General features: G+C 70.1%; 27 protein-coding genes. 17 read left to right on the top strand and 10 right to left on the bottom strand.

Annotation, left to right across the window (positions count from 1 at the left end):
- From FHS07_RS15035 to FHS07_RS15025, 3 genes are all read right to left on the bottom strand, one after another.
- Positions 1 to 618: a histidine phosphatase family protein gene (locus FHS07_RS15035; RefSeq protein ID WP_183420692.1), complete on the bottom strand. Its 618-nt coding sequence runs from the start codon at positions 616 to 618 to the stop codon at positions 1 to 3.
- A gap of 230 nt (positions 619 to 848) precedes the next feature.
- Positions 849 to 1,721, bottom strand: a complete 873-nt coding sequence (locus FHS07_RS15030; protein WP_183420691.1) for a PIG-L family deacetylase — start codon at positions 1,719 to 1,721, stop codon at positions 849 to 851.
- 14 nt (positions 1,722 to 1,735) lie between these two features.
- Complete coding sequence (locus tag FHS07_RS15025) at positions 1,736 to 2,326, bottom strand: class I SAM-dependent methyltransferase (RefSeq protein ID WP_183420690.1); 591 nt, start codon at positions 2,324 to 2,326, stop codon at positions 1,736 to 1,738.
- Positions 2,327 to 2,448: 122 nt separating this feature from the next.
- Here FHS07_RS15025 and FHS07_RS15020 point away from each other — a divergent pair, with 122 nt between their 5' ends.
- Together FHS07_RS15020 and FHS07_RS15015 are read left to right on the top strand one after the other, a co-directional pair.
- Positions 2,449 to 3,267 carry a Cof-type HAD-IIB family hydrolase gene (locus tag FHS07_RS15020; protein ID WP_183420689.1) on the top strand — a complete coding sequence of 273 codons (819 nt, stop codon included), beginning with the start codon at positions 2,449 to 2,451 and terminating at the stop codon, positions 3,265 to 3,267.
- Positions 3,268 to 3,412: 145 nt separating this feature from the next.
- On the top strand, positions 3,413 to 4,735 hold the full coding sequence (locus FHS07_RS15015; protein WP_183420688.1) for a flavin monoamine oxidase family protein: 1,323 nt from the start codon (positions 3,413 to 3,415) through the stop codon (positions 4,733 to 4,735).
- Here FHS07_RS15015 and FHS07_RS15010 read toward each other — a convergent pair.
- Together FHS07_RS15010 and FHS07_RS15005 are read right to left on the bottom strand one after the other, a co-directional pair.
- A complete protein-coding gene (locus FHS07_RS15010) occupies positions 4,732 to 5,592 on the bottom strand; it encodes a sulfurtransferase (protein ID WP_183420687.1) in 861 nt (286 codons plus the stop codon). The genes FHS07_RS15015 and FHS07_RS15010 overlap by 4 nt on opposite strands.
- Positions 5,593 to 5,608: 16 nt before the next feature.
- Positions 5,609 to 6,109, bottom strand: a complete 501-nt coding sequence (locus FHS07_RS15005) for a DUF4188 domain-containing protein (RefSeq protein ID WP_183420686.1) — start codon at positions 6,107 to 6,109, stop codon at positions 5,609 to 5,611.
- A 69-nt stretch (positions 6,110 to 6,178) separates the two neighbouring features.
- Here FHS07_RS15005 and FHS07_RS15000 point away from each other — a divergent pair, with 69 nt between their 5' ends.
- The 3 genes from FHS07_RS15000 (at position 6,179) to FHS07_RS14990 (ending at position 7,996) form a co-directional block, all read left to right on the top strand.
- A complete protein-coding gene (locus tag FHS07_RS15000; protein WP_183420685.1) occupies positions 6,179 to 6,793 on the top strand; it encodes a MerR family transcriptional regulator in 615 nt (204 codons plus the stop codon).
- A gap of 121 nt (positions 6,794 to 6,914) precedes the next feature.
- Positions 6,915 to 7,574 (top strand): hypothetical protein, encoded by a 660-nt coding sequence (locus FHS07_RS14995; RefSeq protein ID WP_183420684.1) that lies wholly within the window; start codon positions 6,915 to 6,917, stop codon positions 7,572 to 7,574.
- Positions 7,575 to 7,585: 11 nt separating this feature from the next.
- The gene (locus FHS07_RS14990) at positions 7,586 to 7,996 is read left to right on the top strand and encodes a hypothetical protein (RefSeq protein ID WP_183420683.1); all 411 of its coding nucleotides are present in this window, start codon (positions 7,586 to 7,588) and stop codon (positions 7,994 to 7,996) included.
- 255 nt (positions 7,997 to 8,251) lie between these two features.
- Here the strand turns inward: FHS07_RS14990 and FHS07_RS14985 are convergent, their stop codons facing one another.
- Positions 8,252 to 8,557, bottom strand: coding sequence for a DUF4287 domain-containing protein (locus FHS07_RS14985; protein ID WP_183420682.1), 306 nt, complete (start codon positions 8,555 to 8,557; stop codon positions 8,252 to 8,254).
- A 145-nt stretch (positions 8,558 to 8,702) separates the two neighbouring features.
- Here FHS07_RS14985 and FHS07_RS16560 point away from each other — a divergent pair, with 145 nt between their 5' ends.
- Positions 8,703 to 9,692, top strand: a complete 990-nt coding sequence (locus FHS07_RS16560; protein ID WP_246383611.1) for a GNAT family N-acetyltransferase — start codon at positions 8,703 to 8,705, stop codon at positions 9,690 to 9,692.
- Here the strand turns inward: FHS07_RS16560 and FHS07_RS14970 are convergent.
- Positions 9,689 to 10,465, bottom strand: coding sequence for a siderophore-interacting protein (locus tag FHS07_RS14970; RefSeq protein WP_183420681.1), 777 nt, complete (start codon positions 10,463 to 10,465; stop codon positions 9,689 to 9,691). The genes FHS07_RS16560 and FHS07_RS14970 overlap by 4 nt on opposite strands.
- Before the next feature lie 82 nt (positions 10,466 to 10,547).
- On the opposite strand from FHS07_RS14970, the gene FHS07_RS14965 reads away from it, so the two are divergent.
- The 4 genes from FHS07_RS14965 to FHS07_RS14950 all read left to right on the top strand — a co-directional run bounded on the left by FHS07_RS14965 (position 10,548) and on the right by FHS07_RS14950 (position 14,369).
- On the top strand, positions 10,548 to 11,516 hold the full coding sequence (locus FHS07_RS14965; RefSeq protein ID WP_183420680.1) for a siderophore ABC transporter substrate-binding protein: 969 nt from the start codon (positions 10,548 to 10,550) through the stop codon (positions 11,514 to 11,516).
- Between the two features lie 103 nt (positions 11,517 to 11,619).
- Positions 11,620 to 12,576, top strand: coding sequence for an ABC transporter permease (locus FHS07_RS14960; RefSeq protein ID WP_183420679.1), 957 nt, complete (start codon positions 11,620 to 11,622; stop codon positions 12,574 to 12,576).
- Entirely contained in the window at positions 12,569 to 13,579 is a 1,011-nt protein-coding gene (locus FHS07_RS14955; protein ID WP_183420678.1) for an iron chelate uptake ABC transporter family permease subunit, read from the top strand. The genes FHS07_RS14960 and FHS07_RS14955 overlap by 8 nt, the downstream gene beginning before the upstream one ends.
- A gap of 31 nt (positions 13,580 to 13,610) precedes the next feature.
- A complete protein-coding gene (locus FHS07_RS14950; RefSeq protein WP_183420677.1) occupies positions 13,611 to 14,369 on the top strand; it encodes an ATP-binding cassette domain-containing protein in 759 nt (252 codons plus the stop codon).
- Positions 14,370 to 14,373: 4 nt separating this feature from the next.
- Here FHS07_RS14950 and FHS07_RS14945 read toward each other — a convergent pair whose 3' ends face one another.
- The 3 genes from FHS07_RS14945 to FHS07_RS14935 form a co-directional block, all read right to left on the bottom strand.
- The gene (locus FHS07_RS14945; protein WP_183420676.1) at positions 14,374 to 14,595 is read right to left on the bottom strand and encodes a hypothetical protein; all 222 of its coding nucleotides are present in this window, start codon (positions 14,593 to 14,595) and stop codon (positions 14,374 to 14,376) included.
- Between the two features lie 92 nt (positions 14,596 to 14,687).
- Positions 14,688 to 15,677 (bottom strand): DNA-3-methyladenine glycosylase family protein, encoded by a 990-nt coding sequence (locus tag FHS07_RS14940; protein ID WP_183420675.1) that lies wholly within the window; start codon positions 15,675 to 15,677, stop codon positions 14,688 to 14,690.
- A 118-nt stretch (positions 15,678 to 15,795) separates the two neighbouring features.
- Positions 15,796 to 16,524: a winged helix-turn-helix domain-containing protein gene (locus FHS07_RS14935; protein WP_183420674.1), complete on the bottom strand. Its 729-nt coding sequence runs from the start codon at positions 16,522 to 16,524 to the stop codon at positions 15,796 to 15,798.
- A 435-nt stretch (positions 16,525 to 16,959) separates the two neighbouring features.
- Between FHS07_RS14935 and FHS07_RS14930 the strand changes: the two genes are divergently transcribed.
- The 7 genes from FHS07_RS14930 to FHS07_RS14900 all read left to right on the top strand — a co-directional run bounded on the left by FHS07_RS14930 (position 16,960) and on the right by FHS07_RS14900 (position 24,025).
- The gene (locus FHS07_RS14930) at positions 16,960 to 17,259 is read left to right on the top strand and encodes a GNAT family N-acetyltransferase (protein WP_183420673.1); all 300 of its coding nucleotides are present in this window, start codon (positions 16,960 to 16,962) and stop codon (positions 17,257 to 17,259) included.
- 93 nt (positions 17,260 to 17,352) lie between these two features.
- Positions 17,353 to 17,562: a hypothetical protein gene (locus tag FHS07_RS14925; RefSeq protein WP_183420672.1), complete on the top strand. Its 210-nt coding sequence runs from the start codon at positions 17,353 to 17,355 to the stop codon at positions 17,560 to 17,562.
- 1 nt (position 17,563) lies between these two features.
- Positions 17,564 to 17,881 carry a hypothetical protein gene (locus FHS07_RS14920; RefSeq protein ID WP_183420671.1) on the top strand — a complete coding sequence of 106 codons (318 nt, stop codon included), beginning with the start codon at positions 17,564 to 17,566 and terminating at the stop codon, positions 17,879 to 17,881.
- A gap of 172 nt (positions 17,882 to 18,053) precedes the next feature.
- Positions 18,054 to 19,208, top strand: coding sequence for an exonuclease SbcCD subunit D (locus tag FHS07_RS14915; RefSeq protein WP_183420670.1), 1,155 nt, complete (start codon positions 18,054 to 18,056; stop codon positions 19,206 to 19,208).
- A complete protein-coding gene (locus tag FHS07_RS14910) occupies positions 19,205 to 22,222 on the top strand; it encodes an AAA family ATPase (protein WP_183420669.1) in 3,018 nt (1,005 codons plus the stop codon). The genes FHS07_RS14915 and FHS07_RS14910 overlap by 4 nt, the downstream gene beginning before the upstream one ends.
- Before the next feature lie 34 nt (positions 22,223 to 22,256).
- Positions 22,257 to 22,439, top strand: a complete 183-nt coding sequence (locus FHS07_RS14905; RefSeq protein ID WP_183420668.1) for a hypothetical protein — start codon at positions 22,257 to 22,259, stop codon at positions 22,437 to 22,439.
- An 83-nt stretch (positions 22,440 to 22,522) separates the two neighbouring features.
- Positions 22,523 to 24,025, top strand: a complete 1,503-nt coding sequence (locus FHS07_RS14900) for an MFS transporter (protein WP_246383609.1) — start codon at positions 22,523 to 22,525, stop codon at positions 24,023 to 24,025.
- Positions 24,026 to 24,090 lie beyond the last annotated feature (65 nt).

The following is a 24,090-nucleotide window of genomic DNA, read 5'->3' as shown; positions in this document are numbered from 1 at the left end:
TCACCGCCCGCGTACGTGGTTCCACTGCGTGAGCACCTCGGTGCCGTGCTCGAAGCCCAGCTCGCTCACCGCGGACGTGCCCAGGACGAAGTACCGGCCGCCCGCGGCGGTGAGGCCGAGCCACGTGCCGGCGAGCGCACGGAGGAAGTGCCCGTGCGAGAACAGCAGGATCTGCTCCCCGGCCCTCGCCCGCGGGCGGAGTTCGTCGAGCAGCGACTCGGCCCGGGCCGTGACCTGGGCGACCGTCTCACCGGGTGTCTCGCCGGGAGGTGTTCCGTCCCACACCGTCCACGCGTGGCCGAGACGTTCGATGATCTCGGGTGTCGTCAGGCCCTCGTACGCGCCGTAGTCCCACTCCACCAGCCGCGGTTCCGGCCGAGCGTCCGGGTATCCGGCGCGGGCGGCCGTTTCGACGGCGCGACGAAGTGGACTCGAGAGCACGAGGTCGTAGCGCCGTGTCGCCAGCAGGGTGCCGGCGAGCTCGGCCTTGTAGGCGCCCGTCTCGGTCAGCGGAATGTCGGTGAGGCCGGTGTGCCGCCCGGATCGGCTCCATTGCGTCTCGCCGTGCCGCACGAGCACGATACGGCCGTCGGGTTCGGTGAGCTCTGCGTCCTTCACGTGTCCATCCTCGCGCCGTGAGGCGGCGTCGTACAGACGAAGACGGGCCGGTCGGGGATCCCGACCGGCCCGGTCCTGCACCAGAGTGTCCTGCAATCACATGTCCGTAGGTGCCACAGCAAAACAACTACCGTGCATGCACTCTATAACGGTGAGGTAACGGAGCGGAAGAGGTGTCCGTGATCTTTTCGTTATTTAGAGCTTCCGGACATGTCGCGCATGCCGTGAGATCACGCGTCGCCGGCCACCGTCGCATGACGCGCCGCGGCGCCGTCGCCTCCAGAGGGGTCGGAGTGCGGCTCAGAAGCCCGAACGATGTCGTGGTCGTCGATGAGGTGTTCGCGCCGCAGCCAATCGCGGACACCGGGGAGGGCGAGGTAGGCCTCCGTATCGCGGCGGAGGACCGCATCGTGCGCGCCATAGGCGGCGAAGACGGCGAGCTTGCGAGCGACCGCTCCATCGTCGAGGTTCGCCGGCCACGTGTGGCCCGGGTAACCCACGGCGTAACGGACGATCGAGCCGTCGAGGAGTCCCGTGTCGACCGCTGCGGCGACGAGCCGGCCCGCGCCGGAGTGATCGGGGTGGTCGCCCTCGCTGGCCTCCGCGAAATCGGGCACGATCGTGAGCACCGCCGTCGCTCCCGCATCGGCGACGAACGCGGCGATGGTAGTGATGAGCTTCGCCACCGTGAGGTCCTGGCCGGTGTCGAGCGTCGTCAGCGACGAGACCTCTCCGCGGAGGAGTTTGGTGATTGTCCGATAACCGGTCGCGTACCAGCCGCCGCCGGTGAGCCCGCCATCCGGCAGACGCAGGAATGACAGCGAGATCCGGGGGTCGTCATCCGGCGAGGTCGTCGTCACGGCGACGCCGTTGGACAGCACCGTCCGTCGATCCGACCACGCCGTCGCCGACCCGCGCATGACGTCGTAGGCGGCGCGGATGCCCGTCTCGCGCGCGTCGACGTACGGCGACATGCCGCTGCCGGCATCGGAGGCGGTCAGGAAGAGCTGCCGAACACCGTGACCGGCGAGGATCGCCTCATCGATCGTCGGAACGGCGAAGAGCAGATCGTCGTCGTAGTGAGCCCAGATCCCCGCGATCATCGGCGCCGACGCGTTCACCGGCGGGTGAAGAAGTCGTATCGGTGGGCGTAGGGGGTCGACGTCACCACGTGGTCGGCACGCGCCGCGGGGAGCACGGCACGCTCGAAGCGGACGGCGGCGAGCGCGTCGAGGTCGGGGATGCGTCGCCCCTCCATGTCGTTCCAGCCCACCACGAGCCACCCGCCCGGCCGCAGCACGTTCGCGCACGCTTCGAGGCCGCGCGCGACCTCGTCGGCGGTGTTCAGCCCCCACCCGAACACGCCGTTGCACACGACCAGATCGAAGGTGTCGGCGGGGTAGACCGTCGCGAGATCGGTCATCGAGAGGGTGTGATGATGGCGTCCGGCGATCCGCTGCATTGCGGGGTCGACGTCGATCGAGTGGTATTCGATCCCCCGGTAGAGCCGCGGGTAGGTGCGGGTGTACCAGGCGACCCCGACGTCGAGCATCCGCCGGATGTCGTCCTTGCCGAGGAACTCGGGCACGATGACGTCTTCGAGCAGGACGCGGTCCGGCGTCGCGAGACGCCAGCGGCCGTTCTTCAGCCGCAGCCGGCTGCGCAAGCGCACGCTGCGGGGAACGATTCGTCTCCAGATGGGGGGCATCCGCTCTCCATTGGTCGGCGCGATCGGGCGATCGTCTTTCTCATAGTCGCATGCACCCGCGCGTCTTTCCGGGACCTCCCAGGGGTTGAGGGGTTTTCACGCCGCATTCCGTGCCTGAAAGGATGAATGCCGTGACCCACGACATCCGCCTGGTCGCCGTCGATATGGACGGCACGCTGCTCGACGGAGACGGAAACGTCCCCGAACCGTTGTGGGAGCTTCTGCCTCGACTCGCGGATCGCGGAGTCGCCTTCGTCCCGGCATCCGGCAGGCAGCTCGCGACTTTGCGTGCCACGTTCGGCGAGGCGGCGGATGCCATGACCTTCATCGCCGAGAACGGAGCGTACGTCGTGCGCGCCGGGGTCGAGGTGGCGTCCGACGCCCTCGACGCGCAGGTCGTCGAACGCGCGGTCCGCCGACTGCGGTCACTCGCGGCCGAGGGGTATGACCTCGGTGTCGTCGTGTGCGGCAAGCGTTCCGCCTACATCGAGCGCACCGACGACGCGTTCCGGGTCCAGGCGTCGACGTATTACGCCGCGCTCGAGGAGGTCGACGACCTCCTCGCCGTCGACGACGACGTGCTCAAGATCGCCGTCTACGACTTCGCCATGGCCGCGCACAGCGTGGGGCGTGCACTCGACGACATCGCGGCGACGCATCGGGTGGTGGTCTCGTCGGCGCACTGGGTCGACATCATGAACCCCGGCGTCGACAAGGGCGCGGCCCTCCGCCGGCTCCAGGCCGCCCTCGCGGTCACTCCCGCTCAGACGGCGGCGTTCGGCGACTACCTCAACGATCTCGAGATGATGGATGCCGCCGACTGGTCGTTCGCCATGGCCAACGCCCACCCGGAGGTCGTCGCCCGCGCACGCCACCGCGCCCCCTCGAACACCGAGCACGGTGTGCCCACCACCCTCGCCGCGCTGTTCCCCGAGGCCTGAGCGGTCAGACCGCGCCGCAGCTGATCCCCGTGGGCTCGCCTCTGTACGCGTCGTCCACTCGGGCGTCGTCGGTTCTCCGGAGCGGCGGATGCCGCCACCCCCGCGACCGCAGTAGCGTCGCGGGAACCGACAGCCCGGAGGACACATGGAGACCGTCGACACCATCGTCGTGGGCGCAGGGGTGGCGGGCCTCGCCGCCGCCCGGCTGCTCGCTCGTGCGGGACGCCGCGTCGTCGTGCTGGAAGCGCGCGACCGTGTGGGAGGCCGCGTCTTCACCGACCGCGCCGACGGACACGTCACCGACCGCGGAGCCTCGTGGATCCACGGCATCATCGACAGCCCGGTCGCCGCAGCGGCGCGAGCCTTCGAGATGCCGATGGTGGAGTTCACGGTCGGCGGCTACCAGCCCGACAGTCGTCCGCTGACCTATTTCGACGCGGCGGGACAGCGGCTCGACGCCCCCGCCGTGCGGCAGTACGCCGATGACGTGCGCGCGCTCAACAAGACGCTGGTCGACGTCATCGCCGATGCCCCGGTCGACGCGACGTACGCGGATGTCGTGGAGGCGGCCCTGCGAATGCAGGAGTGGGACGCGGAGCGGAAGGAGCGCGTCCGCGAGTACAACGACCGGCGTGCCCAGGAGCAGTACGGCGTCGGAATGGACGGCCTCGGGGCCCACGGCCTGGACGACGACACCGTGAACGGCGACGAGGTGGTCTTCCCGCAGGGGTACGACGAGCTCGCACGGCATCTCGCCGAGGGGCTCGACGTCCGCCTCTCGCACGTTGCGTCGGTCGTGCGATGGTCGGCGACGGGGGTGGAGGTCGACACCGACCGCGGCGCCTTCCGCTCCGCCGACGCCGTCGTGACCGTGCCCGTCGGCGTCCTGAACGCCGGTGACATCGTCATCGAGCCCGCGCTGCCCGAACGGCACGGCCGCGCGCTCGGGCTGCTGCGGATGAACGCATTCGAGAAGGTCGTGCTGCGATTCGCCGAACGGTTCTGGGATGCCGATGTCTACGGCATCCGTCAGCTGGGCGACGAAGGGCAGTGGTGGCACTCCTGGTACGACCTCGGGCGCCTGCACGACGAACCGGCGCTGCTGACCTTCGCGGCCGGGCCCGCGGCGGTGGCCACGCGCGCGTGGAGCGATGGCGAGATCGTGGCATCCACCCTCACGCAGCTGCGACGGCTCTACGGGGATGCCGTCCCCGAACCCACCAGCGCGATCGTGACGCGCTGGCAGGACGACCCGTTCTCGCGCGGCTCCTACGCGTACATGCTGCCGGGCTCGGTCGGCGCCGATCACGATGACCTCGCGGAGCCGGTGGGCGGCGTGCTGCATCTGGCGGGTGAGGCGACGTGGGGCGATGACCCCGCGACCGTTCCCGGCGCGATGCTCTCGGGTCACCGCGCTGCGCAGAACGTCCTGGGCAGGGTGGTCCCCGTCAGCGACCTGTGGGCTTAGCGGGGCTCGGGCCCCGTCGCCACGGGAAGCTCGGGATGGTTCGACCACTGGCTCCACGACCCGGGGAACACACGTGGTTCGTAGCCCGCGAGGGTGAGCGCCACCGCCTGGTGCGCCGCCGTGACGCCGGAACCGCAGTACACACCGACCGTCACGCCGTCCTCGGCTCCCAGCATCCGGAACCGCGACCGCAGCTCGTCGGCTGAGCGGAACCGTCCGTGAGTGTCGACGTTCTCGGTCGTCGGCGCGCTCACGGCGCCCGGCACGTGCCCCGCGCGGGGGTCCATCGGCTCGACCTCGCCTCGGTAGCGCTCGCCCGCGCGGGCGTCCAACAGCAGATTGCGTTCGGCGAACCCCCCGACGGCGTCGAGCTCGAGCACCGGCAGCGCCCCGTAGGACAGCGAAACCGAGCCCGGCGCGGGCGTCTCGGCATCTCCGTCCTCCAGGTCGAAGCCGGCATCGGTCCATGCGCGCAGCGATCCGTCGAGCAGGCGCGCGTCGTCGACGCCCGCGTGGCGCAGCAGCCACCAGGCCCGCGCGCTCGACATGTTCTTCAGATCGTCGTAGACGACCACCGTGTCACCCGCGTCGATGCCCCATCGCCGTGCGGCGGCCTGCAGGGTCTCGATGGGCGGGATCGGATGCCGCCCGTCGGTCGGGTCGCCGTGCGCGGCGAGGTCATGGTCGAGGTCGACGTACTGCGCGCCGGGAATGTGCCCTTCGCGGTACGCGGGGAGGCCATCGGGCCGGTCGAGCCGCCAGCGGACGTCGAGCACCCGCACGGGCCCGCCGTCGGGGAACGCCCCCGCGGCGAGGGCGGCGTGCAGCTCGGGAGCGGTGGTGAGGATCGAGGCCATGCCCCCAGTCTGGCCCTCAGTCACGTGCCGCGTCGCCGTGGGTCCGGCCATCGGCCACCCGTGCTCGCGCCCGGTCGTGGCGCGATGCGATGGGCACGGTCTCGGTCGCCCTGGGCAGGCCCATCGGCGGCGTCGCGACGTAGATGGTCTCGGCCCGGTCGACGACGTAGGTCTCGTGCCAGATCCCGACCGCACCGGGTGTTTTCCTCGCGCGTTTGTTGAAGCGCGTCCACGCCGGCCGGTGCTCTTGCTGCGGCGCCGAGGCGTAGGCGTAGAGCTTGTCGAGCGACGACCAGTACTGCACGAGGTAGGGCCCGCGTGCCCCGAGCAGCATGGTGGAGCCGAGCAGACCCGAATCGGGGTCGGTCATCAGCTCGCGCATCATCTTCGGCATGTCGCCGAAGATCGGCATCCACTGGTCGAACCGCCACCAGCGGTTGACGGTCATCCCGATGTGGAACACGACGAGTTCGCCGTCGTAGCGATGGGTCATCCGACCCGGATTGATGGATGCCATGGCATGTCCTCACTCGATAGTGTTGCTATCCAGTGTTGGATAGTAGAGCTATCGAGTCAAGGGGTGATCGTGCGGATCTCAGAACTGTCGACGCAAGCCGGCGTGCCGGTCGCCACGATCAAGTACTACCTGCGCGAGAAGCTCCTGCCCGAGGGGGAGCGGACGTCCCCCACCCAGGCGTCGTACGGTGTCGCACACGTGCAGCGTCTGGGAGTCATCCGCGCTCTGGTCGACGCGGGCGTCGGCATCGCGGGCGTCCGCAAGGTGGTCGGCGTGCTGGAGGAGCCTCCCGCGAATCCCTACGACCTTCTCGGTGCCGCCAACGCGGCCGTCACCCCGGTCGTCGCGGCCGACATCGACCTGTCAGCGGCGACCGCGCTGCTAGAGCGCATGGGCGGTGACGCCGAGAAGTGCTTCCCCGACCAGGTCGCCGCAGTGGCCCACGCTCTGGCCGCGCTGGACCGGGCGGGGTTCACCGTCCCGGAACGGGTCATGGACGCGTATCTCGTCCACCTCTCCGCCATCGCCGAGGCGGAACTCGCGGCGACGCCCGACAGGTCGATCGAGGATGCCGTACGCTACGTCGTCCTCGGCACCGCGCTCGTGGAGCCGCTGATCCTCGCCCTGCGCCGCGTGGGGGAGCAGGTGGCCGCCTCGAGGCGTTTCGGTCCGTCCGGCGGCTGAACGAGTCTCCTCACTGTTTCATCCAGCAGATGAATGCGTTTCACCCGTTCGGGGCCTGGGGGGCTCGCGGATAACTCGCGACGTACCTTGGGCTGCGTGATGTGGACGTTCGGAGGGTGACATGGTGAAGAGATTGTCCGGGCGACGACTTGCTCGGGGTGAGGCGGTCCGAGGTGTCATTCTCGATGGGCTGGTGCTCGATGACTGTGGCACGGTGCTCGGCCCGCCCGACGAGCTGCGACCTGTCATCGAGCAGTGCGAGATCACGCGGTTGAGGCTTAGGCGTTCTTTTCTGATCGGCGCGGTCGTGCGTGATGTGACGGTGAACGGCATCCGGGGCGACATGGATTCGCGGTTCTTCATCGCCAACGAGTTCGAACGAGTGAAGATCACGGGCGATGTGGGCGTACTGGTCATTGGCGCGGCGTCGTCATACCAACCACTCAAGGAGTCCTACAGGAACGCCTTGACATCCATCGACGCGTCGTCGCCGGAGTGGAGCCTCGATATCGCCGAGGCGCGAGGCGCGGTCGACATCCGAGGTTATGCGGCGGATCGGGTGCGTATCGACCCCGAGACCCAGGCGGTTGTTCGTCGCGCCGACCTTACCGACGGGCGATGGCGCGCGTTGGTCGAGGGAACGTTGTTCACCGTGCAGATCGACCACGCACTGGACATGGGATGGTCCGACTTGATTCTCGTCGCGGATCGGTCGACGCATCGTTTCGACGCAGACATGGCGGCCCTCGGGCGGCTGCGAGCGGAAGGAATCATCAAATGAGATGTCACCGCGTGACGGGGACTGTCGCGACCGTGTTCGTGGGGTTGGCTTCGCTGTCGGGATGCGCCTCCGCGACCCCGCAGGACTCGTGCATCGAAATGGGCTCGGCGCTCTCAACCGCGTCGACCGGCGTGGTGAATGCCTTCGCGTCAGTCGACCATGACCCGGCGGCCGCGATCATGCAGCTCAAGGCTGCTCAAGCAGATTTCAGTGCGACGCGCGACGGTTGGGCACCAGGGATTCACGCTGCAGGCGGTGAGTTCGTCGACGCCATGGGAGCGCTCATCGCCGCGACAGAGACCGCCACTTCGCCTGCAGAAATCGACGCCGACGCGCTTCGCGCCGCGGTTGCTGACTTCGAGGCGGCTGCCGTCGGCGCTGCCGAGGTGTGCTCGACGCCCAGCCCAGCGTCCACGGAGTGAGAACCTGCCTGCCCCGAGCTCTGCCTTACCGTCTGACCCCTCACGCTGGAATCGGTTGGCCTTCTGGCTGCACCAACAGGCTTTGACGTTCGCGATGGGTGCGGGTGAGTCGATCAGAGCCTTGACGCGCCCATCGTGCATGCCACCCGCGCCGCTGGCTGCCGCGGTCGACGGCGGACACGCTGCGATGAGTGGCATGTGAGCGGCGGGCCGCGGGTTCGGAGGTCGTCCCAGTGATGGTGTTCGGTCCGAAGGCTAATCCGGCGTCGGGGAAGAGTGCGGGTTGGACGCCGCGCCGTCGAGCCAGAGCTCATCGCTGGCGTCGCCGTGCGGCCCGCCGCGACCCACGTGCGCGGCGCTGATCTGCGCACCCTTCGTGATCACGTGCACGAGCGCCATACCGTGGCCGCGACCGAGGGCGTAGTCGTCTTTCAGCCACTGCAGGATGGGGGTCGCCTTGGTGCCTGCGCCGAATCCTCGCTCTTCGGCGAGCGTGATGAACTGCCGCGGAGTCAGGCCGGTCTTGGCTTCGATGTTGTCGAGATACGACTGGAATGACATATCCGGACAGTAGCGCGCCCTGCGACATCGATCCATCCGTCGCCGTGTGTCGATGCCGGACGGGGGAGGCGGCATCCCACGTCGGGTCGAACCTCCACCCGGCCCGCGGAGGAGAGATGTCGGAGCCGCGGGGTACGGTCGAAAGATGGCCGTCACCCTGCATCGGGCGCCCGTCGCCGCGATCGACCCCCTCACTCTCTACCGCCTGCTGTGGCTGAGGGTCACCGTGTTCGTCGTCGAGCAAGAGGCCGCTTACCCCGAGATCGACGGCCGCGACATCGAGTCCGGCGCTGAGCTCATGTGGGCTGTCGAGGGCGACGATGTGCTGGCCACGTTGCGCATCCTTCGCGAGGCGCAGAACACGCGCATCGGGCGCGTCGCCACCGCCCCCGATGCGCGGGGCCGCGGTATCGCCGCCGATCTCATGCGCGCGGCCGTCGAGGTTCTCGATGCCGAGGCGCCCGGCATCCCGATCCTGCTCGACGCGCAGGCGCACCTCGCCGGCTGGTACGGGCGCTTCGGCTTCGTCGTATCCGGGCCGCCCTTCGCCGAAGACGGCATTCCGCACGTTCCGATGCGGCGCACACGCCTCGTCACGGAGCGTCTCGTCCTCCGCGAATGGACGCGCGACGACGCCGATCGAGCGTTCCTGTTCGACATGTACCGCCGCCCCGAGGTGCGTCGCTACCTGGGCGACGGGCGGGTGATGGTCGACGCGGCCGAGGTCGACACCCTGCTCGATCGCTGGGCGGGCCTGGCCGACGGCGTCCTCGGAGTGCGCGCGGTCGCGACTCCCGGCGGAAGGCTACTCGGGTCGGTGCTTCTCAAGCGCATCCCGTGGTCGGCCGGGGTCTCCGAGGGGCGTCCCGACGATGTCGAGATCGGGTGGCACTTCCACCCCGATGCGCGGGGCGAGGGCCACGCGACAGAGGCGGCGGCCGCGCTCATCGCGATTGCTCGGGATCACGGCATCCGTCGAATCGTGGCGGTCACGAACCCGGCGAACGCGGCGTCCGGAGCCGTCGCCGAGCGGATCGGTCTGCGTCCCGCAGGCGAGACACGCGACTACTACGACACCACGTGCGCGCTCTACGTGTCGCGTGACGACGACGAGGTGTCGATCGAGCGCACTTAGTGCGGCACGTGGTACTCCGTGACGCCGCGCTTCCAGTAGCCCTTCACCACCGTGGCGGCGGGGTCGCCCGCCCACCGGTCCCGCAGCAGCGCGCGCCCCGCACGCACCACGGACTGCTCGGCGGCGACGAAGCCGAAGACGCACCCATCGGGACGCTCCTCGACGTCGAGGGAGTCGAGCCAGTCGCCGAGTTCTTCCCCCGCGGGGCGCCGACCCCGATGCAGCTGAACCACCTCGACGCCCGGCGGAGCGGCGACGGGGAGGTCGTGCGCGGCATCCGGCACCTCGACGGCGATGCGACCGATGGCGTCGTCGTCCATCTGCGCGGCGAACCGGCGGATCGCGGGCACCGCCGTCTCGTCGCCGGCGAGCAGCCACGCGTCGGGGCGTCCCACCAGCACCATCGAGCCGCGGGGACCGCCGACGCCCACGGGTGCGCCGATGGCGGACGTCTCGGCCCACCGGCTGCCGACGCCGGCCCCGTGCAGCGCGACGTCGACGTCGAGCCAGCCGTCCATGGCATCCCAGGTCACCGGGGTGTACTCGCGGCTCGGCGCGGAGCGGAGGTCGTCGGCGGCGCCTGACGGGAAGAAGATGCGGATGTGGTCGTCGGCGCCGGGGGAGTCGAAGCCGCGCAACTCGGGTCCCTCGAGACGCAGGCGCACGTACGACGGCGTCACGTGCGTCCGTCGCGCGAGGATCGCCGAACGGAAGACGAGGTCGTGGCGGCGGGGTTCGAGGCGGGCGGAGACGCGCTGGTTCGACATTCGCATGAAGGTAAGGCTAACCTAACGAATCGTCCGCCACCCCCCGCAGGTAGCGGTTCGACCCACACACAGCACTGGAGAGATTCGCATGACGCCCCGCCTGTTCCGTCCCCTCGCCGCCGCATCCCTGGTGGCCGCTCTCGCCCTCGTCGGCTGCTCCTCGGGAGCCGCTGCGCCCGCAGATGACGCCGCCGCCGCGACCACCGTGACGGTCGAAGACAACCACGGCTCGATCGAGGTCCCGGTGGCGCCCGAGCGCGTCGTCGCCCTCGACAACACGACCTTCGAGACGCTCAGCGAATGGGGTGTGACCCTGGTCGCCGCCCCGAAGCCCCTCATGTACGACCTCTGGCCCTCGCTCTCGGGTGGCGACGAGGTGCTCGACGCGGGCCTGCACCGCGAGCCCGACATCGAGAACATCCTCGCCGCGGAGCCCGATCTCATCGTCGGCGGTTACCGGTTCCGCGACATCTACGACCAGCTGAAGGAGATCCAGCCGGCGACCATCGAAACCAGCCCCCGCGACGGTGAGGACCACGCCTCGGAGCTGAAACGCCAGACCACGATCCTGGGTCAGGTCTTCGACAAGAACGACGAGGCGGCGCAGCTCTCGGCCGACCTCGATGACGCGATCGCCGAGGCCAAGGCGGCCTACGACCCGTCCCAGAGCGTCATGGGTCTCATCACCTCGGGCGGCAAGATCGCGTACGCCGCTCCCGGTGAGGGTCGTGGTGTCGGTGTGCTCTTCCCCACCCTGGGGCTCACCCCCGCCCTGGAGCGGTCCGCCGAAGACGCCTCGCACGGCGACGACATCAGCGTCGAGGCGATCGCCGCGGCGAACCCCGAGTGGCTCTTCGTCCTCGACCGCGACGCGATGTTCGGCGAGGACGGCTACGTCTCAGCCAAGGAGCTCGTCGAGAACGCCGAAGCGCTGAAGAACGTCCCCGCCGTGCAGAAGGGGCAGATCGTCTACCTCGACGGCAGCTTCTACCTCGATGAGGGCATCCAGGCGTACACGACGCTCTACCGCTCCGCCGCCGAGGCATTCGCCTCCTGACCCGCCCCCGGCCCGCTCGCGTGAGGGGTCGGGTTTCGTCGCCCGGGCCGCTCCTAGGCGACGAGGAACGACCCCTCACGCGCGGTGAGGAGGGAGGGATGCCATGACCTCGACCACCCTTCGACCTCTCGCACTGCCCGCGGCGATCGCCGGGGTCGCCGCGCTCGTCGTCGTGTCGCTGTTCGTCGGCGCCTACGATCTGACCGCCGACGACTTCGGGGGCGAGATGTTCTGGATCTCGCGCGTGCCCCGCACTCTCGCGCTCGTCCTCGCCGGCTGTGCGATGGCCGTCTCGGGCCTCATCATGCAGCTGCTCACGCAGAACCGTTTCGTCGAGCCCTCCACCACGGGAACGTCCGAGTGGGCGGCGCTCGGCCTGCTCGTCACGGTGCTGATCGCACCGGCCTCGCCCCTCCCCGTCCGGATGATCGTGGCATCCCTCGCCGCCTTCGTCGGGACCATGATCTTCATCGGCATCCTGCAGCGCATCTCCCTGCGCTCCTCGCTCGTCGTGCCGCTCATCGGCATCATGCTCGGGGCGGTGGTCTCGGCCTTCACGACCTATCTGGCGGTGTCGACGAACTCGCTGCAGATGCTCGGCACGTGGTTCATGGGCAGCTTCACCTCCATCGTCCGCGGACGCTACGAAGTGCTCTGGGTCGTCGCGATCGTGGTGCTGCTGGTGTTCCTCTACGCCGACCGCATCACCGTCGCCGGTCTGGGTCGCGACATCGCCACCTCGGTCGGCCTCGACCACACCCGCGTCCTGCTCATCGGTACGGGGCTCGTCGCGGTCGCCACCGGCGTCACCACCGTCGTCGTCGGCTTCCTGCCGTTCCTGGGTCTGGTGGTGCCGAACCTCGTATCGATGTGGCGCGGCGACAACGCCCGCGCGAACCTGCCCTGGGTGTGCGTCGGGGGCGTGGCGATCGTCGTCGTCTGCGACATCGTCGGACGCGTCATCCGGATGCCGTTCGAGGTCCCCGTCTCGATGATCCTCGGGGTCGTCGGCTCCGCGGTGTTCATCACCCTTCTGCTGAGGATGCGCGCCCGTGGCTGACACCCTGACCCGGTCGGCCCCGGCTCTCGCGGCCCGCCGTCCGCGGATCGCCCTGCGCTTCGGCGTCCTGATCCTGATCGTGGCGGTCGCCGCAACCGGCGTGCTGACGTGGAACGTCCCGGGGGAGCCCGGCTCGCGGGCCTTCTGGCTGGCGGTGAACCTGCGCGTGGTGAGCGTCGCGACGATCGCCCTCGTCGCCTGCTGCCAGGCGGTCGCGACGGTGCTGTTCCATACGGCGACGGCGAATCGCATCCTGACCCCGTCGATCATGGGCTTCGACGCGCTGTACGTCGTGATGCAGACCGCGATGGTGTTCTTCTTCGGCAGCGCCGCCCTGTCGGCGACCGACGGGCTGCTGAAGGTCGCCGTACAGAGCGTGCTGATGGTGGGCTTCGCGACGCTGCTGTACGGCTGGCTCTTCGCCGGCCGCCGCGGGAACCTCCACATCATGCTGTTGGTGGGGGTCGTGCTGGGCGTGGGGTTCGGCTCGCTGTCGACCGTCATGCAGCGGCTGCTCACCCCGAGCGACTTCGACATCCTCTCGGCCCGCCTGTTCGGCAACCTCTCGAACTCGGATGCCGAGTACCTCCCGTGGGCGGCGCTGGTGGTCGCCGCGGTGCTCGCTCTCGTCTGGCGCACGCGGCACCGCCTGGACGTGCTCGCGCTCGGCCGTGAGGCCTCCGTCAATCTGGGGCTGTCCTATCGGCGCGAGGTGATCGGGATGCTCGTGCTCGTGGCCGTGCTGATCTCGGTGTCGACCACCATGGTCGGGCCGATGACGTTCTTCGGCTTCATCGTCGCCACCCTCGCTTACCAGCTCTCGGGGTCGTCGCAGCATCGCGTGGTGTTGCCCTTCGCCGTGTTGCTGGGCATGGCCACGCTGCTGGGCGGGTACTTCGTCCTGCGGCACGTTTTCTACGCGGCCGGCATGCTCTCGATCATCATCGAGTTCGTCGGCGGCGTGTTCTTCCTCGTCTATCTCCTCCGGAAGGGGAGTCTCTGATGCTCACCCGCTCACCGGGACGGCGCGTCCCGTGATCTCGCTCACCGACGTCACCATGACCTATGGCGACATGACCGTGCTCGGTCCCGTGACCCTCGACATCCCCGCGGGGGGAGTCACCGCCCTGGTGGGTCCGAACGGCGCGGGCAAATCGACCCTGCTGACGATCGTCGGGCGCCTGACGACGGCCACCGGCGGCCGCGTCACCGTCGCAGGCCATGACGTGACGGCCACGCCCGGAAAGGCGCTCGCCAAGATCGTGTCGATCCTGCGGCAAGAGAATCACTTCGTCACGCGCCTGACCGTGCGCGAGCTCGTCGGCTTCGGGCGCTTCCCCCACTCGCAGGGGCGTCTGACCGCCGACGATCACTCGAAGATCGACGAGGCCATCGCTTTCCTCGACATGACCGAGCTGTCGGGGCGCTACCTCGACCAGCTCTCGGGCGGGCAGCGCCAGCGCGCGTACGTGGCCATGGTGCTCGCGCAGGACACCGACTACATCCTGCTCGACGAGCCGCTGAACAACCTCGACATGAAGCACGCGGTGGCGATGATGGGCCAGCTCCGTCGCGCAGCCGACGAACTCGGCAAGACGATCGTCGTCGTGGTGCACGACATCAACTTCGCGGCTGCCTACGCCGATCGCATCGTCGCCCTCTCCGAGGGGCGGATCGTGCACGTCGGGACGCCGGACGACCTCATGACGTCGTCGACCCTCGAGGAGGTGTTCGGCACGCCTGTCCAGGTGCGCCGCGACGGGCCGTACCCGCTGGCGGTCTACTACCGGTGAGATCTCAGAGCTGGATGCCGTTGTCTTCGTCGTTCACACCGACGTTGCGGCCGCGGCTGGATTCGTAGGCGATGAGCCACCCGACCGACACCGCCGCGGCGATGACGACGCCCAGCCACACGTTCTGCCACACCAGGCCGAACAGGATGCCCAGCCCGAACAGGAGCACGCTGCCCAGCACCCAGTAGGGGCGTCCGCGCGGCCAACCGGTTCCCGTCTGCGTCATGCGCCCCAGCCTACGGCGCGACCCCCCACCGGTCCGGCGTGCGCCGCGTCCCGTCCACGTCACGTGTCGCGGCGCACCCATGCAGCGACGGGTCAGCGGTCGCGGTGGTCTTCGGGACTGAGTCGCGGTCCGCGGCGCGGCTCGAGCGACGACCCGACGTAGATGAGTCGGATCACCCGCTGACGGTGGCCGGCGAACGGTTCGAGCAGCTCGAGCATGCCGTCGTCGTCGGTGCGGTGGCCCGTCAGAGCGAAACCGACCTGGTGGGCGAGGTGGTAGTCGCCCGTGCTCACGGCATCCGGATCACCGAAAGCGCGGATGCGGGTCTCGGCGCTCGTCCAGATGCCCACGCCGCGAAGGCTGATGAAGACGCGATCGCGACTCTCGCCGTCGGCGGCCGCGGTCGCGGCACGGACGATCGCTGTGCCGCGACGCGCACTCTCGACGATGGTGCGCGACTGCGGAGGCTCGAGTCCGGCACGATGCCACGCCCACGACGGCACATGGCGCCACCCGTCGATGTCGGGCGGGGCGAACATCGGACGGGGCGTAGGCCCCGGCGCGCGCTCGCCGTACCAGGTGACGATGCTGCGCCAGGCCGAGAACGCCTGCATGCTCGTGACCTTCTGCTCCATGATGGCGCTGACGAGGGCGTCGAAGACGAGGTCGGTGCGACCGATGCGCAGGTCGGGGTGACGACGGTGCCACTCGGCGACCGACGGATGCCGCGACGCGTCGAACCCGTCGGGATCGTCGTGCGCGCCGCACAGTGCGGGTAGCTGGTCGAGAGCCCAGGGTGCACCGGGGCCCCAGGCGGCTGCGCGAACGCTCCCGCCGACCCGTTGGCGGAGCGCGAGGGTGGCGACGCCCAGCGGTGTGCGGCTCACACGCCAGACGACACCGCCCGCCCCGAGGGGAGCCGTCGCGAGAAAGGTGGGGTCGTTGGTGCCGTGGCGTTGCGCCGACACGGCGCGCCCGATGTCGACGGGTCGGGCGGGTCGGTAGTCCGACTCGAGAGGGCGTTCGACCGGCGCAACGAGATCGTGCGACGCCTGGCGCGTGCGGACCCCGGTCGATCTCATGGCGACACCTTACGTCGGACCGCCGACATCGCGGCATCCGGGTTCTGCGTGGCCGAAATCCGCGTCGCCGCCCCCCGGTCGCCTGCGCGGTGTGCAGAGGAAGGCCTGCGCGATGCGATCAGAAACGGTCGGGCGAAGGGGTGCCGTGACCGTAGCGGATCGAGACGTCTGCGTGACGGTCGAAGCGGTAGCCGACGCCGCGCACGGTGCGGACGATGTCCTCGTAGGCGCCGAGCTTCGCGCGGAGGCGTCGAACGTGCACGTCGATGGTGCGCTCTCCGGGGGCGTCGTCGTCGGTGGAGCCCTCCCACAACGACGACACGAGCTCCGTGCGCTCGATCGTGCGCCCCTCGCGCAGCACGAGGTACTGCAGCAACTCGAACTCTTTGAACGTGAAGGCGGCGGATTCCCCGTCGATGAGCACGCGCTTGCGCGAGATGTCGACGACGACACCGCCGGCGGCGCGGTCCTCCTCGGCGGGCTCGTCTTTGGTGCGGGCGACGGCAGACGGCTCGTGCAGAGCGAGGCGCACGACGTCCACGTCGCGACCGCCCGATCCCACCGGCGCCAGGGCGACGGTGGCGTAGGTCTCGGCGGCGGGGGCGAGCTCGCCGAGCGTGCGGCGGAGCGCCTCGACGAGTGTTCCCAGGCTCACACCGGCCGCGGCGGCCTTCTCTTCATCGATGCCGACGTACAGCGCGAACCCGCGGGGCGCGGTGGAGGCGGCGGCGCGTGCGGGCGCGGGGGCGGCGGCCTCGGGAGCGGCGGGCGGAGGGGTGGACGCCGTACCGGCGGCGGGGTGGGCAGAGGCGGTCACGGGACGGTCGAGGACTGCGGAGAGCGACATGGGGAAGAATCCTTGGGTGCGTGAACCCGGGCGTCATCGTGAGCGGGGTTCGTCGGGAGGTGAGGGCCGAGGGGCCGGAGCGCGGTGCCGGGGTACGCGTGATCGACGCGCAACTCAGGCGACCGGGGGACGACGTCGGCGTTCAGAAGCAAGAGGTCGTCCGGGCGAGGGTCGCGGTCAGCGGCACATTCGACAGCACATGACAGCGCGGCCGGGCATCATCATGCCGGCAGTCCTGTTCGCCTCCCGGGCGGACAGAGGACGCGCGAAGTCAGTCATGGCGGCATTATTACCCACGGCGTCCGATCAGGTCAAATCATGACCACGGTCCAGGTCTGGCGCATTCTGCTCAGTCACCGCCCGTGAACCTGCGGTGCCGCCGTGCATTCTGTGTCATCCCGTCGTCAGCGGCGAGGACCGGCGTACCCTCTCCGCATGTCCGATCTGCATTTCGCCGACGACAAGACGGCGTCCCGATTCACCCTCCATCGCGGCGACGACCTCGTCTCCGTCCTCGACTATCGCGACGACGGGCGCACGATCGCCCTCACCCGCGCCTTCACGATTCCCACGTTTCGAGGACACGGCTACGCCGCCATCGTCACCGAGCGCGCCGTCGACGCGATCGACAGGGCCGGTGACCGCGAGGTCATCCCGGTGTGCTGGTACGTGGGGGAGTGGTTCGACGCCCACCCCGAACGCGCCGGCATCCTGCACCAGCGCCCGGCGTCGTGAACGTCTGATCGCTTACGCGCGCGTGCGCGGACGTCAACCCCTGCCCGTCGTTCGTCCGACGCGACGAAGCTGAAGACCTCGAAAGGGGAAGTCATGAACGACGACCGCGATCTGCCCGAGGGTGTCATCGACGCCGACCCGCCCGGGGGGTGGGAGAGCAGCGCTGTAGCCGACGGGGAAACCGCCGAGCGAAACGACCAAGCCAAGGGATCTCCGCGCCTGAACGACGCCGCACCCTCGGACCCCATCGAGGGCGATGCCGCAAGCCAGGGCATCGACCCCGACCTGACGACGGAGGACTGACATGTCGGATGCAACCCGAGCCCCCGAGCCCAGCTCCGGTCCCGACGGAGGTGCTGACGCGGCCGACTCGGTCGGCGGCGCCGTCCACCGCGACCGCAAGACCCCGCAGCCGGGTGAGCAGTCCGAACCGGCGATGGACATGCACCCCACCGACGACGAGGCGCGCATCCGCGGAGTGATCGTCCAGACCCGCGCCGACGTCGGCGACAAGAGCGAGGAACGCATCGCCGACGTGCTTCGCCAGCGATTCGCCGAGGTCGGGCTCGACCTCGGCGACGACCGCATCCGCGCCCTCGCGGCCGAGGTCGCCGGCGGCTGATCACCCCCGCAGACGCCCCGCGCCGCCAGTGAGGCGGGGCGGGGCGTCCGGCGGTCGCGCGGGGCCCGTACGCTCGCTCGGTGCCGGGATCGACGCGGGTGCGGCGCCCGGTGCGCGGGAGCCCGCGCGTTTGCTGCGAGCCGATGTCGGAGGTGCGACGTACCGTGGATCCATGCGCATCCTGCACACCTCCGACTGGCACATCGGGCGCTCGTTCCACGGGCACTCCACCCTCGACGCGCTGACCGGCGTGCTCGACGTGTTGGTCGAGCAGGTGCGCGAGAACGCGGTCGACCTGGTCATCGTGGCGGGCGACGTCTTCGATTCCGCCGCGCCGTCGGCAGCCTGCTACCCCCTGCTCTCGCGCACCCTCGCCGCCCTCGCAGACGCCGGTGCCCGGGTGGTGGTGACCAGCGGCAACCACGACTCCGCGGCCCGTCTGGGTTTCCAATCCGCCCTGCTCCGCGACGACATCACGGTCCTGACAGACCCCTCAGCGGTCGGCACGCCGGTGACCTTCGCCGATGACCACGGTCCCGTGCACGTCTACGGCATCCCCTACCTGGAGCCGGCCATCGTGCGGCACCTGTGGTCGGGAGTCGAGTTGCGAAGCCAGGCGCAGACCATGACCCACGCCCTCGATCTCGTGCGCGCCGACGCGGCCGCGCGCGGGGGCCGCTCGATCGTCGCGGCGCACTGCTTCGCCGCCGGTGTCGAGTCGACGCCCGGCGTCGAGCGCGAGATCCGGCAGGGCGGACTCGACGTCGTTCCGCTGTCGGCGTTCGATGGCCCCGATTACGTCGCCCTCGGTCACATCCATGGCCGTCAGCAGCTGTCCCAGCGCGTGCGGTACGCGGGGGCGCCGCTGCACTACAGCTTCGGCGAAGCGGGCAAGCCGCGCGGGTCGTGGCTCGTCGAGCTCGATGCGGCCGGCTTGTCGTCGGTGCGGTGGCTCGACCTTCCGGTGCCGCGTCCGCTCGTCACCCTGCGGGGCCCGCTCGACGACCTGCTCACCGATGAGCGCTTCGCCGATCACAGCCGGCAGTGGGTGCGCGCGGAGTACACCGACCCCACCCCCCAGCCCGACCCGATGCGTCGTCTGCAGGCGCGCTTCCCGTGGTGTGCGACCGTCGTGCACCTGCCGTCCGCGTCGTCGGCCGATGACGGCGCGGGCTACGCGCGGCGCGTGCGCGCGGCCCGAGACGACGCCGAGGTGATCGACGCGTTCCTCGCGCACGTGCGCGAGGGCGAGGGTGCTTCGGCGGTCGAGCGCGAACTCATCCGCGATGTGCTCGCCGCCCGCACGGTGGCCGAGGTGCGCGCATGAAGCTGCACCGGCTCGAACTCGAGGGGTTCGGCCCGTTCCTCGAGGCGCAAGAGGTCGATTTCGACGCCTTCGCAGACGACGGCATCTTCCTCATCACCGGCCGCACCGGGGCGGGCAAGTCCAGCGTGCTCGACGGTGTCTGCTATGCCCTCTACGGCGGCGTTCCCCGCTACGACGGAGCGGAGCGGCGCCTGCGGAGCGATCACTGCGACCCCGACGACACCACGCGCGTCACGCTGGAGTTCAGCGCCGAGGGCGAACGCTGGCGCGTCACGCGATCGCCGGAGTTCGAACGGCCCAAGCGCCGGGGCGGCGGCACGACCAGAGAGCCGCACCGCGCCCTGCTCGAAGTACTCGCACCCGAGGGCTGGACGGGGGTCGCCGCGCGGCCGGTCGACGTGGCGGCTCGCCTCGACGAGATCCTCGGGCTCACCCAGCAGCAGTTCCTGCAGGTCATCCTGCTGGCGCAGAACCGCTTCGCACGCTTCCTCCTCGCCAAGAACGACGAGCGGCTGACCCTGCTGCGCACCCTGTTCGGCACACGGTCCTTCGAGCAGTACGCCGCCGACCTCGACGAACGTCGTAAGCGCGCGAGCGAGCGTCTCGCCGCCGAGGGCGTCGAGGTGGCGACCCTTCTCGACGAGGCCGAGCGCCTGGTCCACGAGCTCGACGAGCGAGAGCCCGACAGTTCGATCCCGGGCGACGATGAGGAAGCTGGGCGCTCCGTTTCCGAGCGGCTCGCGCTGGTCGTCCGCGCGGTCGAGCGCGCCGACTATCGAGTCGACACCCTCGCGCGTGAGAACCAGGTCGTCGACGCCCGACTCGACGCCGCTCTGCTCGCTGAGCGCGAGGCCCGTTCGCTGGCCGAGCGGCAGCGCGACCGGCTCGGCGAGCGCGAGAGGCTCGCGGTCCTCGAGGCCGACGCCGACGCGATCGCCGCCATCCGCCGTGAAGCCGCGGCCGCTGCCGACGCCGACGAGCTACGCCCTGCAATCGAGACCGCCGAGGCCGCCCGCCGTGCGTACGGCCTCGCCGATGAGAGACTCATCGACGCCGACGCCGGGGTTCGCGCCGTCGACGAGGTGCTCGCCGACGACGCCGACCCGCGTTCCCGCGACGACGTGCTCACCGCATTCCTGTCGCGCGGCGAGGCCGCCCTGAAGGTCGAGCGAGAACTCACCGATCTCGACCGCGACGTGAACCGCCTCCAGGCGCGCGTCGATGCCGTCGACGTCGAGCGGCAGAAGCTCGCCGTCGAACGCCTCGAGGTTCCCGACCTGCTTCGCGCCCTCGACGACCGCCTCGCCGAGCTGGCCGGTGCCGATGCACGACGTGACGCCGCCCTCGCGCTTCGCGACGAGACGTCCCGTCGTCTCGACGCCGCTCGCGAGGCGGCCCGCCTGCTCGATCAGCGCGACCAAGCCGACCTCGCCTCGCTGGTGCGGGCCGACGACCTGCAGCGGGCGATCGACGCGTGGACGACGCTCCTGCGCCGCCGACTGTCCGGGGCCGCAGTCGAACTGGCGCACGAGCTGGTCGACGGCGAGCCCTGCGCGGTGTGCGGGGCGCGCGAGCACCCGCAGCCCGCTCGCGGCTCCGAGGACCCCGTGAGCGATGCCGACCTCGCCGCCGCGGAGGATCGCAAGAACGCCGCCGTCGAGGGCGACCGGCTCGCCTCCGACGCCGCGCGCGTCGCCCGTGATGCGCACGCCCTCGCCGCGGCCCTCGCCGGCGGTGAGAGCATCGAGGTCCTGAGGGCGCGCCTCGCCACGGCCGACGACGCCCTGGTCACCGCGACGGCCGACGTCGACGAGTACGAGCGGGTCCGGGGCGACCGCACCCGCGCGGCCGACCTCGACGCGGCCATCACCCGTCGACTCGACACCCTGGGGGCGGAGCTCGCCATCGCACGGCAAGACCTCGCCCTCGCGCAACAGCGTGCCGAAGCGCTCGGTGGCGAGGTCGACGCCGCGCGCGGCGGTTTCGACACGGTCGCCGCCCGGCAGGACGATCTTCACAAGCGGCGAGACGCGGTACGCGAACTCATCGCGGCGCGGGCCGCAGCCGCCGCCGCGCGTGACACTCGACGCGACGCCGACAGTGCCGTCGCCGCTCTGGTCGCCGAGAGTCCCTTCGACGACGTCGCCGCGGTCACCGCGGCTCTGCGGTCGGCCGCGCACCGTCGGCGCCTCGACACCGCCGCGGCCGAGTACGACGCCGCGCTCACCGCGACGCGGCAGCGACTGTTCGATCTCGAGCTCCTGCTCGTCGACGCCGGAGACGAACCGATCGACCTGGCGCCCTCCATCGCCGAGGTGGCGTCGGCTCGCGAAGCCGTACAGATGATCGCCGCCTCCCACGCAGGCGCTCGCGCGCGCGCCGACCGGCTGCGATCCCTCGCTCAGCGCGCCGACGCCGGCCACGCCGCGGTGGCGAGCCTGGCAGACGAGCACGCCGTCGTCGCCCGCCTGGCCGACACTGTCGCCGGGCGGGCGCCCAACACGCGCCGAATGACGCTCGAGACGTTCGTTCTCGCAGCCGAGCTCGAAGAGATCGTGACCGCGGCCAATCTGCGCCTCGAGCACATGTCAGCCGGACGCTATCGCCTGCAGCACACCGACGCACTCGCCGCCCGGGGCGCCTCCAGCGGCCTCGGCCTCGAGATCATGGACGCCTTCACCGGTCAGTGCCGTCCGCCGCAGTCGCTGTCCGGCGGTGAGACCTTCCTCACATCTCTCGCCCTCGCCCTCGGGCTGGCCGAGGTCGTCACCGCCCGCGCCGGAGGACTCCGTCTCGACACGCTGTTCATCGACGAAGGTTTCGGTTCGCTCGACGACGACACCCTCGACCTCGCCATGCGCACACTCGACGAGTTGCGACAGGGTGGCCGCACGGTGGGGGTCATCAGTCACGTGGCCTCGATGAGAGACCAGCTGCCGGCGCAGTTGCACGTCACCGCGACCCCGCGGGGTCCGAGCGTGATCCATCAAGACGTCGTACTCGCCCGCGCCTGACGCCCGGCCGGGGCATCGCGTCTAGGCTCGTCGCATGCGAAAGAGCACACTGTGGACCATCGTCGGGGTCGTCGTCGCTGTGATCATCGCGTGGGTGCTGGTCAACATCCTGTTCTCACTCATCGCCTTCGCCTTCCGGCTGATCGCGGTGGCCATCGTGGCGCTGATCGTCTTCTTCGTGCTGCGTGCGGTGTTCGCCCGCCGCGAGGTGGACTGACCCGGGGCGGCAGCCCACGGGGTGCGACGCGGAACGCGCAAGCCCGGAGGCGATGTCGGAAGCCCGGAGTAGCCTCCCTCACGATGTCTGATCATTCCCCCACCTCCTCGAAACAATCCGCGCCCATCACACGCGACATCGACCTGTCGCCGCGGCACCGGTGGCGGGCATACTGGGTGGCCGTCGCGGTGGCGGCGCTGACCATCCTCGACTTGACGAAGGTCAACGTCGCGCTGCCCTCGATCGAGGCGGCGCTGAACGCGGGGCCCACCGAGCTGCAGCTCGTCGTCTCGGGATACATCCTGACGTTCGGCTTGGTGCTCGTGCCGGCCGGGCGGCTGGGAGACCTGCGATCGCGCCGCGTGCTGTTCCTCGTCGGCCTCTCGCTGTTCCTGGTGACGAGCCTGGCGTGCGCCCTCGCACCGAACACCACCGTGCTGCTGGTCGCCCGCCTCCTGCAGGGCGTGGCGGCGGGCATCCAGATGCCGCAGGTGCTGGGTTTGGTGCAGCAGCTGTTCCAGGGCAAAGAACGCGGGCGCGCCTTCGGTCTGTTCGGTGCGACGATCGGCATCGCCACGGCGTTCGGACCGACCCTGGGCGGTCTCCTCATCGCCCTGGGAGGAGAGACCGACGGATGGCGTCTGATCTTCTGGATCAATATCCCCCTCGTCGCCATCGTCATCGTTCTGGCCGCCTGGCTCCTCCCCGACACCCGAACGAAGTCGCATCGCCGTCTCGATCTCGATCCGGTGGGCATCGTGCTCTTCGCGGCGACGATCCTCGCGCTGATGTGGCCGTTCCTGTTTACGACCGGCAGCCCTGGTGACAATCCGAACCGCTGGTGGTTGCTGGTGGCGTCCGCGGTCTTCGCTGCGGTCTTCGTGTTCTGGGAGCGCCGCTACGCGGAGCGGGGCCGGATGCCGCTCATGCCGTTCTCGATCTTCTCGCTGGCGTCGTACCGCAACGGCGTCCTCATCTCGACGGCGTACTTCTCCGCGATACCGGCGATGTTCCTGCTGGGGACGCTGTTCCTTCAGGGCGGTCTCGGTCTCGAACCGGTCTTCGCCGGCATGGTGACGATCGGGTTCGCGGTCGCCTCGGCGTGGAGCTCGTGGATCGGCGGCAACCTCGTCACCCGCCTCGGCCGCCCGCTCGTGCTGTGGGGGATCCTGGGCATGGTCGCCACCGCCGGGGGCCTCGTGCTCGTGGCGTTGTTCACGGCTCCCGAATGGACACCGTGGGCCATGGCTGCCGTGATGACGTTCGGCGGCTTCGCGGGAGGGCTGGTGATCTCGCCGAATCAGACCCTCACGCTCGCCGACATCCCGGTGCGCAGCGGCGGCGTCGCCGGCTCCGTCGGTCAGCTCGGCCAACGCATCGGCACCGCCGTCGGCACGGCGATCGCCCTGGCGCTGTTCTACGCCACCGTCTACCGCGAACAGGACACGGTGGATGACACGGTCGTGCTCTATCACGACGCCTACGCGTCCGGCATGATCACCGTCGGCGTCTTCCTGGGTCTCGCGCTCATCGTGAGCGTGGCCGACCTGGCGAAGCGCGCGAAGTCGGGGTCGCAGACCCCCTGACCGCGGGCGGCGCAGCGGTACTCGGCGCGAGCTGCTCGGGGCTGCGGTCGAGCGGGGTCGGACGA

Source organism: Microbacterium proteolyticum (assembly GCF_014192415.1).
Taxonomy (GTDB): Bacteria; Actinomycetota; Actinomycetes; order Actinomycetales; family Microbacteriaceae; genus Microbacterium; species Microbacterium proteolyticum.
The sequence above is the reverse complement of the archived record's forward strand: the minus strand, read 5'-3'. Positions and strand labels throughout refer to the sequence as shown.

Excerpts from the sequence above, each read along its gene's own strand:
- FHS07_RS15030 (WP_183420691.1), bottom strand. The coding sequence starts at position 1,721 with ATGATCGCGGGGATCTGGGCTCACTACGACGACGATCTGCTCTTCGCC.
- FHS07_RS15025 (WP_183420690.1), bottom strand. The coding sequence starts at position 2,326 with ATGCCCCCCATCTGGAGACGAATCGTTCCCCGCAGCGTGCGCTTGCGC.
- FHS07_RS15020 (WP_183420689.1), top strand. The coding sequence starts at position 2,449 with ATGAATGCCGTGACCCACGACATCCGCCTGGTCGCCGTCGATATGGAC.
- FHS07_RS15015 (WP_183420688.1), top strand. The coding sequence starts at position 3,413 with ATGGAGACCGTCGACACCATCGTCGTGGGCGCAGGGGTGGCGGGCCTC.
- FHS07_RS15010 (WP_183420687.1), bottom strand. The coding sequence starts at position 5,592 with ATGGCCTCGATCCTCACCACCGCTCCCGAGCTGCACGCCGCCCTCGCC.
- FHS07_RS15005 (WP_183420686.1), bottom strand. The coding sequence starts at position 6,109 with ATGGCATCCATCAATCCGGGTCGGATGACCCATCGCTACGACGGCGAA.
- FHS07_RS14995 (WP_183420684.1), top strand. The coding sequence starts at position 6,915 with ATGGTGAAGAGATTGTCCGGGCGACGACTTGCTCGGGGTGAGGCGGTC.
- FHS07_RS14985 (WP_183420682.1), bottom strand. The coding sequence starts at position 8,557 with ATGTCATTCCAGTCGTATCTCGACAACATCGAAGCCAAGACCGGCCTG.
- FHS07_RS16560 (WP_246383611.1), top strand. The coding sequence starts at position 8,703 with ATGGCCGTCACCCTGCATCGGGCGCCCGTCGCCGCGATCGACCCCCTC.
- FHS07_RS14970 (WP_183420681.1), bottom strand. The coding sequence starts at position 10,465 with ATGCGAATGTCGAACCAGCGCGTCTCCGCCCGCCTCGAACCCCGCCGC.
- FHS07_RS14965 (WP_183420680.1), top strand. The coding sequence starts at position 10,548 with ATGACGCCCCGCCTGTTCCGTCCCCTCGCCGCCGCATCCCTGGTGGCC.
- FHS07_RS14960 (WP_183420679.1), top strand. The coding sequence starts at position 11,620 with ATGACCTCGACCACCCTTCGACCTCTCGCACTGCCCGCGGCGATCGCC.
- FHS07_RS14945 (WP_183420676.1), bottom strand. The coding sequence starts at position 14,595 with ATGACGCAGACGGGAACCGGTTGGCCGCGCGGACGCCCCTACTGGGTG.
- FHS07_RS14940 (WP_183420675.1), bottom strand. The coding sequence starts at position 15,677 with ATGAGATCGACCGGGGTCCGCACGCGCCAGGCGTCGCACGATCTCGTT.
- FHS07_RS14935 (WP_183420674.1), bottom strand. The coding sequence starts at position 16,524 with ATGTCGCTCTCCGCAGTCCTCGACCGTCCCGTGACCGCCTCTGCCCAC.
- FHS07_RS14930 (WP_183420673.1), top strand. The coding sequence starts at position 16,960 with ATGTCCGATCTGCATTTCGCCGACGACAAGACGGCGTCCCGATTCACC.
- FHS07_RS14925 (WP_183420672.1), top strand. The coding sequence starts at position 17,353 with ATGAACGACGACCGCGATCTGCCCGAGGGTGTCATCGACGCCGACCCG.
- FHS07_RS14920 (WP_183420671.1), top strand. The coding sequence starts at position 17,564 with ATGTCGGATGCAACCCGAGCCCCCGAGCCCAGCTCCGGTCCCGACGGA.
- FHS07_RS14915 (WP_183420670.1), top strand. The coding sequence starts at position 18,054 with ATGCGCATCCTGCACACCTCCGACTGGCACATCGGGCGCTCGTTCCAC.
- FHS07_RS14910 (WP_183420669.1), top strand. The coding sequence starts at position 19,205 with ATGAAGCTGCACCGGCTCGAACTCGAGGGGTTCGGCCCGTTCCTCGAG.
- FHS07_RS14905 (WP_183420668.1), top strand. The coding sequence starts at position 22,257 with ATGCGAAAGAGCACACTGTGGACCATCGTCGGGGTCGTCGTCGCTGTG.
- FHS07_RS14900 (WP_246383609.1), top strand. The coding sequence starts at position 22,523 with ATGTCTGATCATTCCCCCACCTCCTCGAAACAATCCGCGCCCATCACA.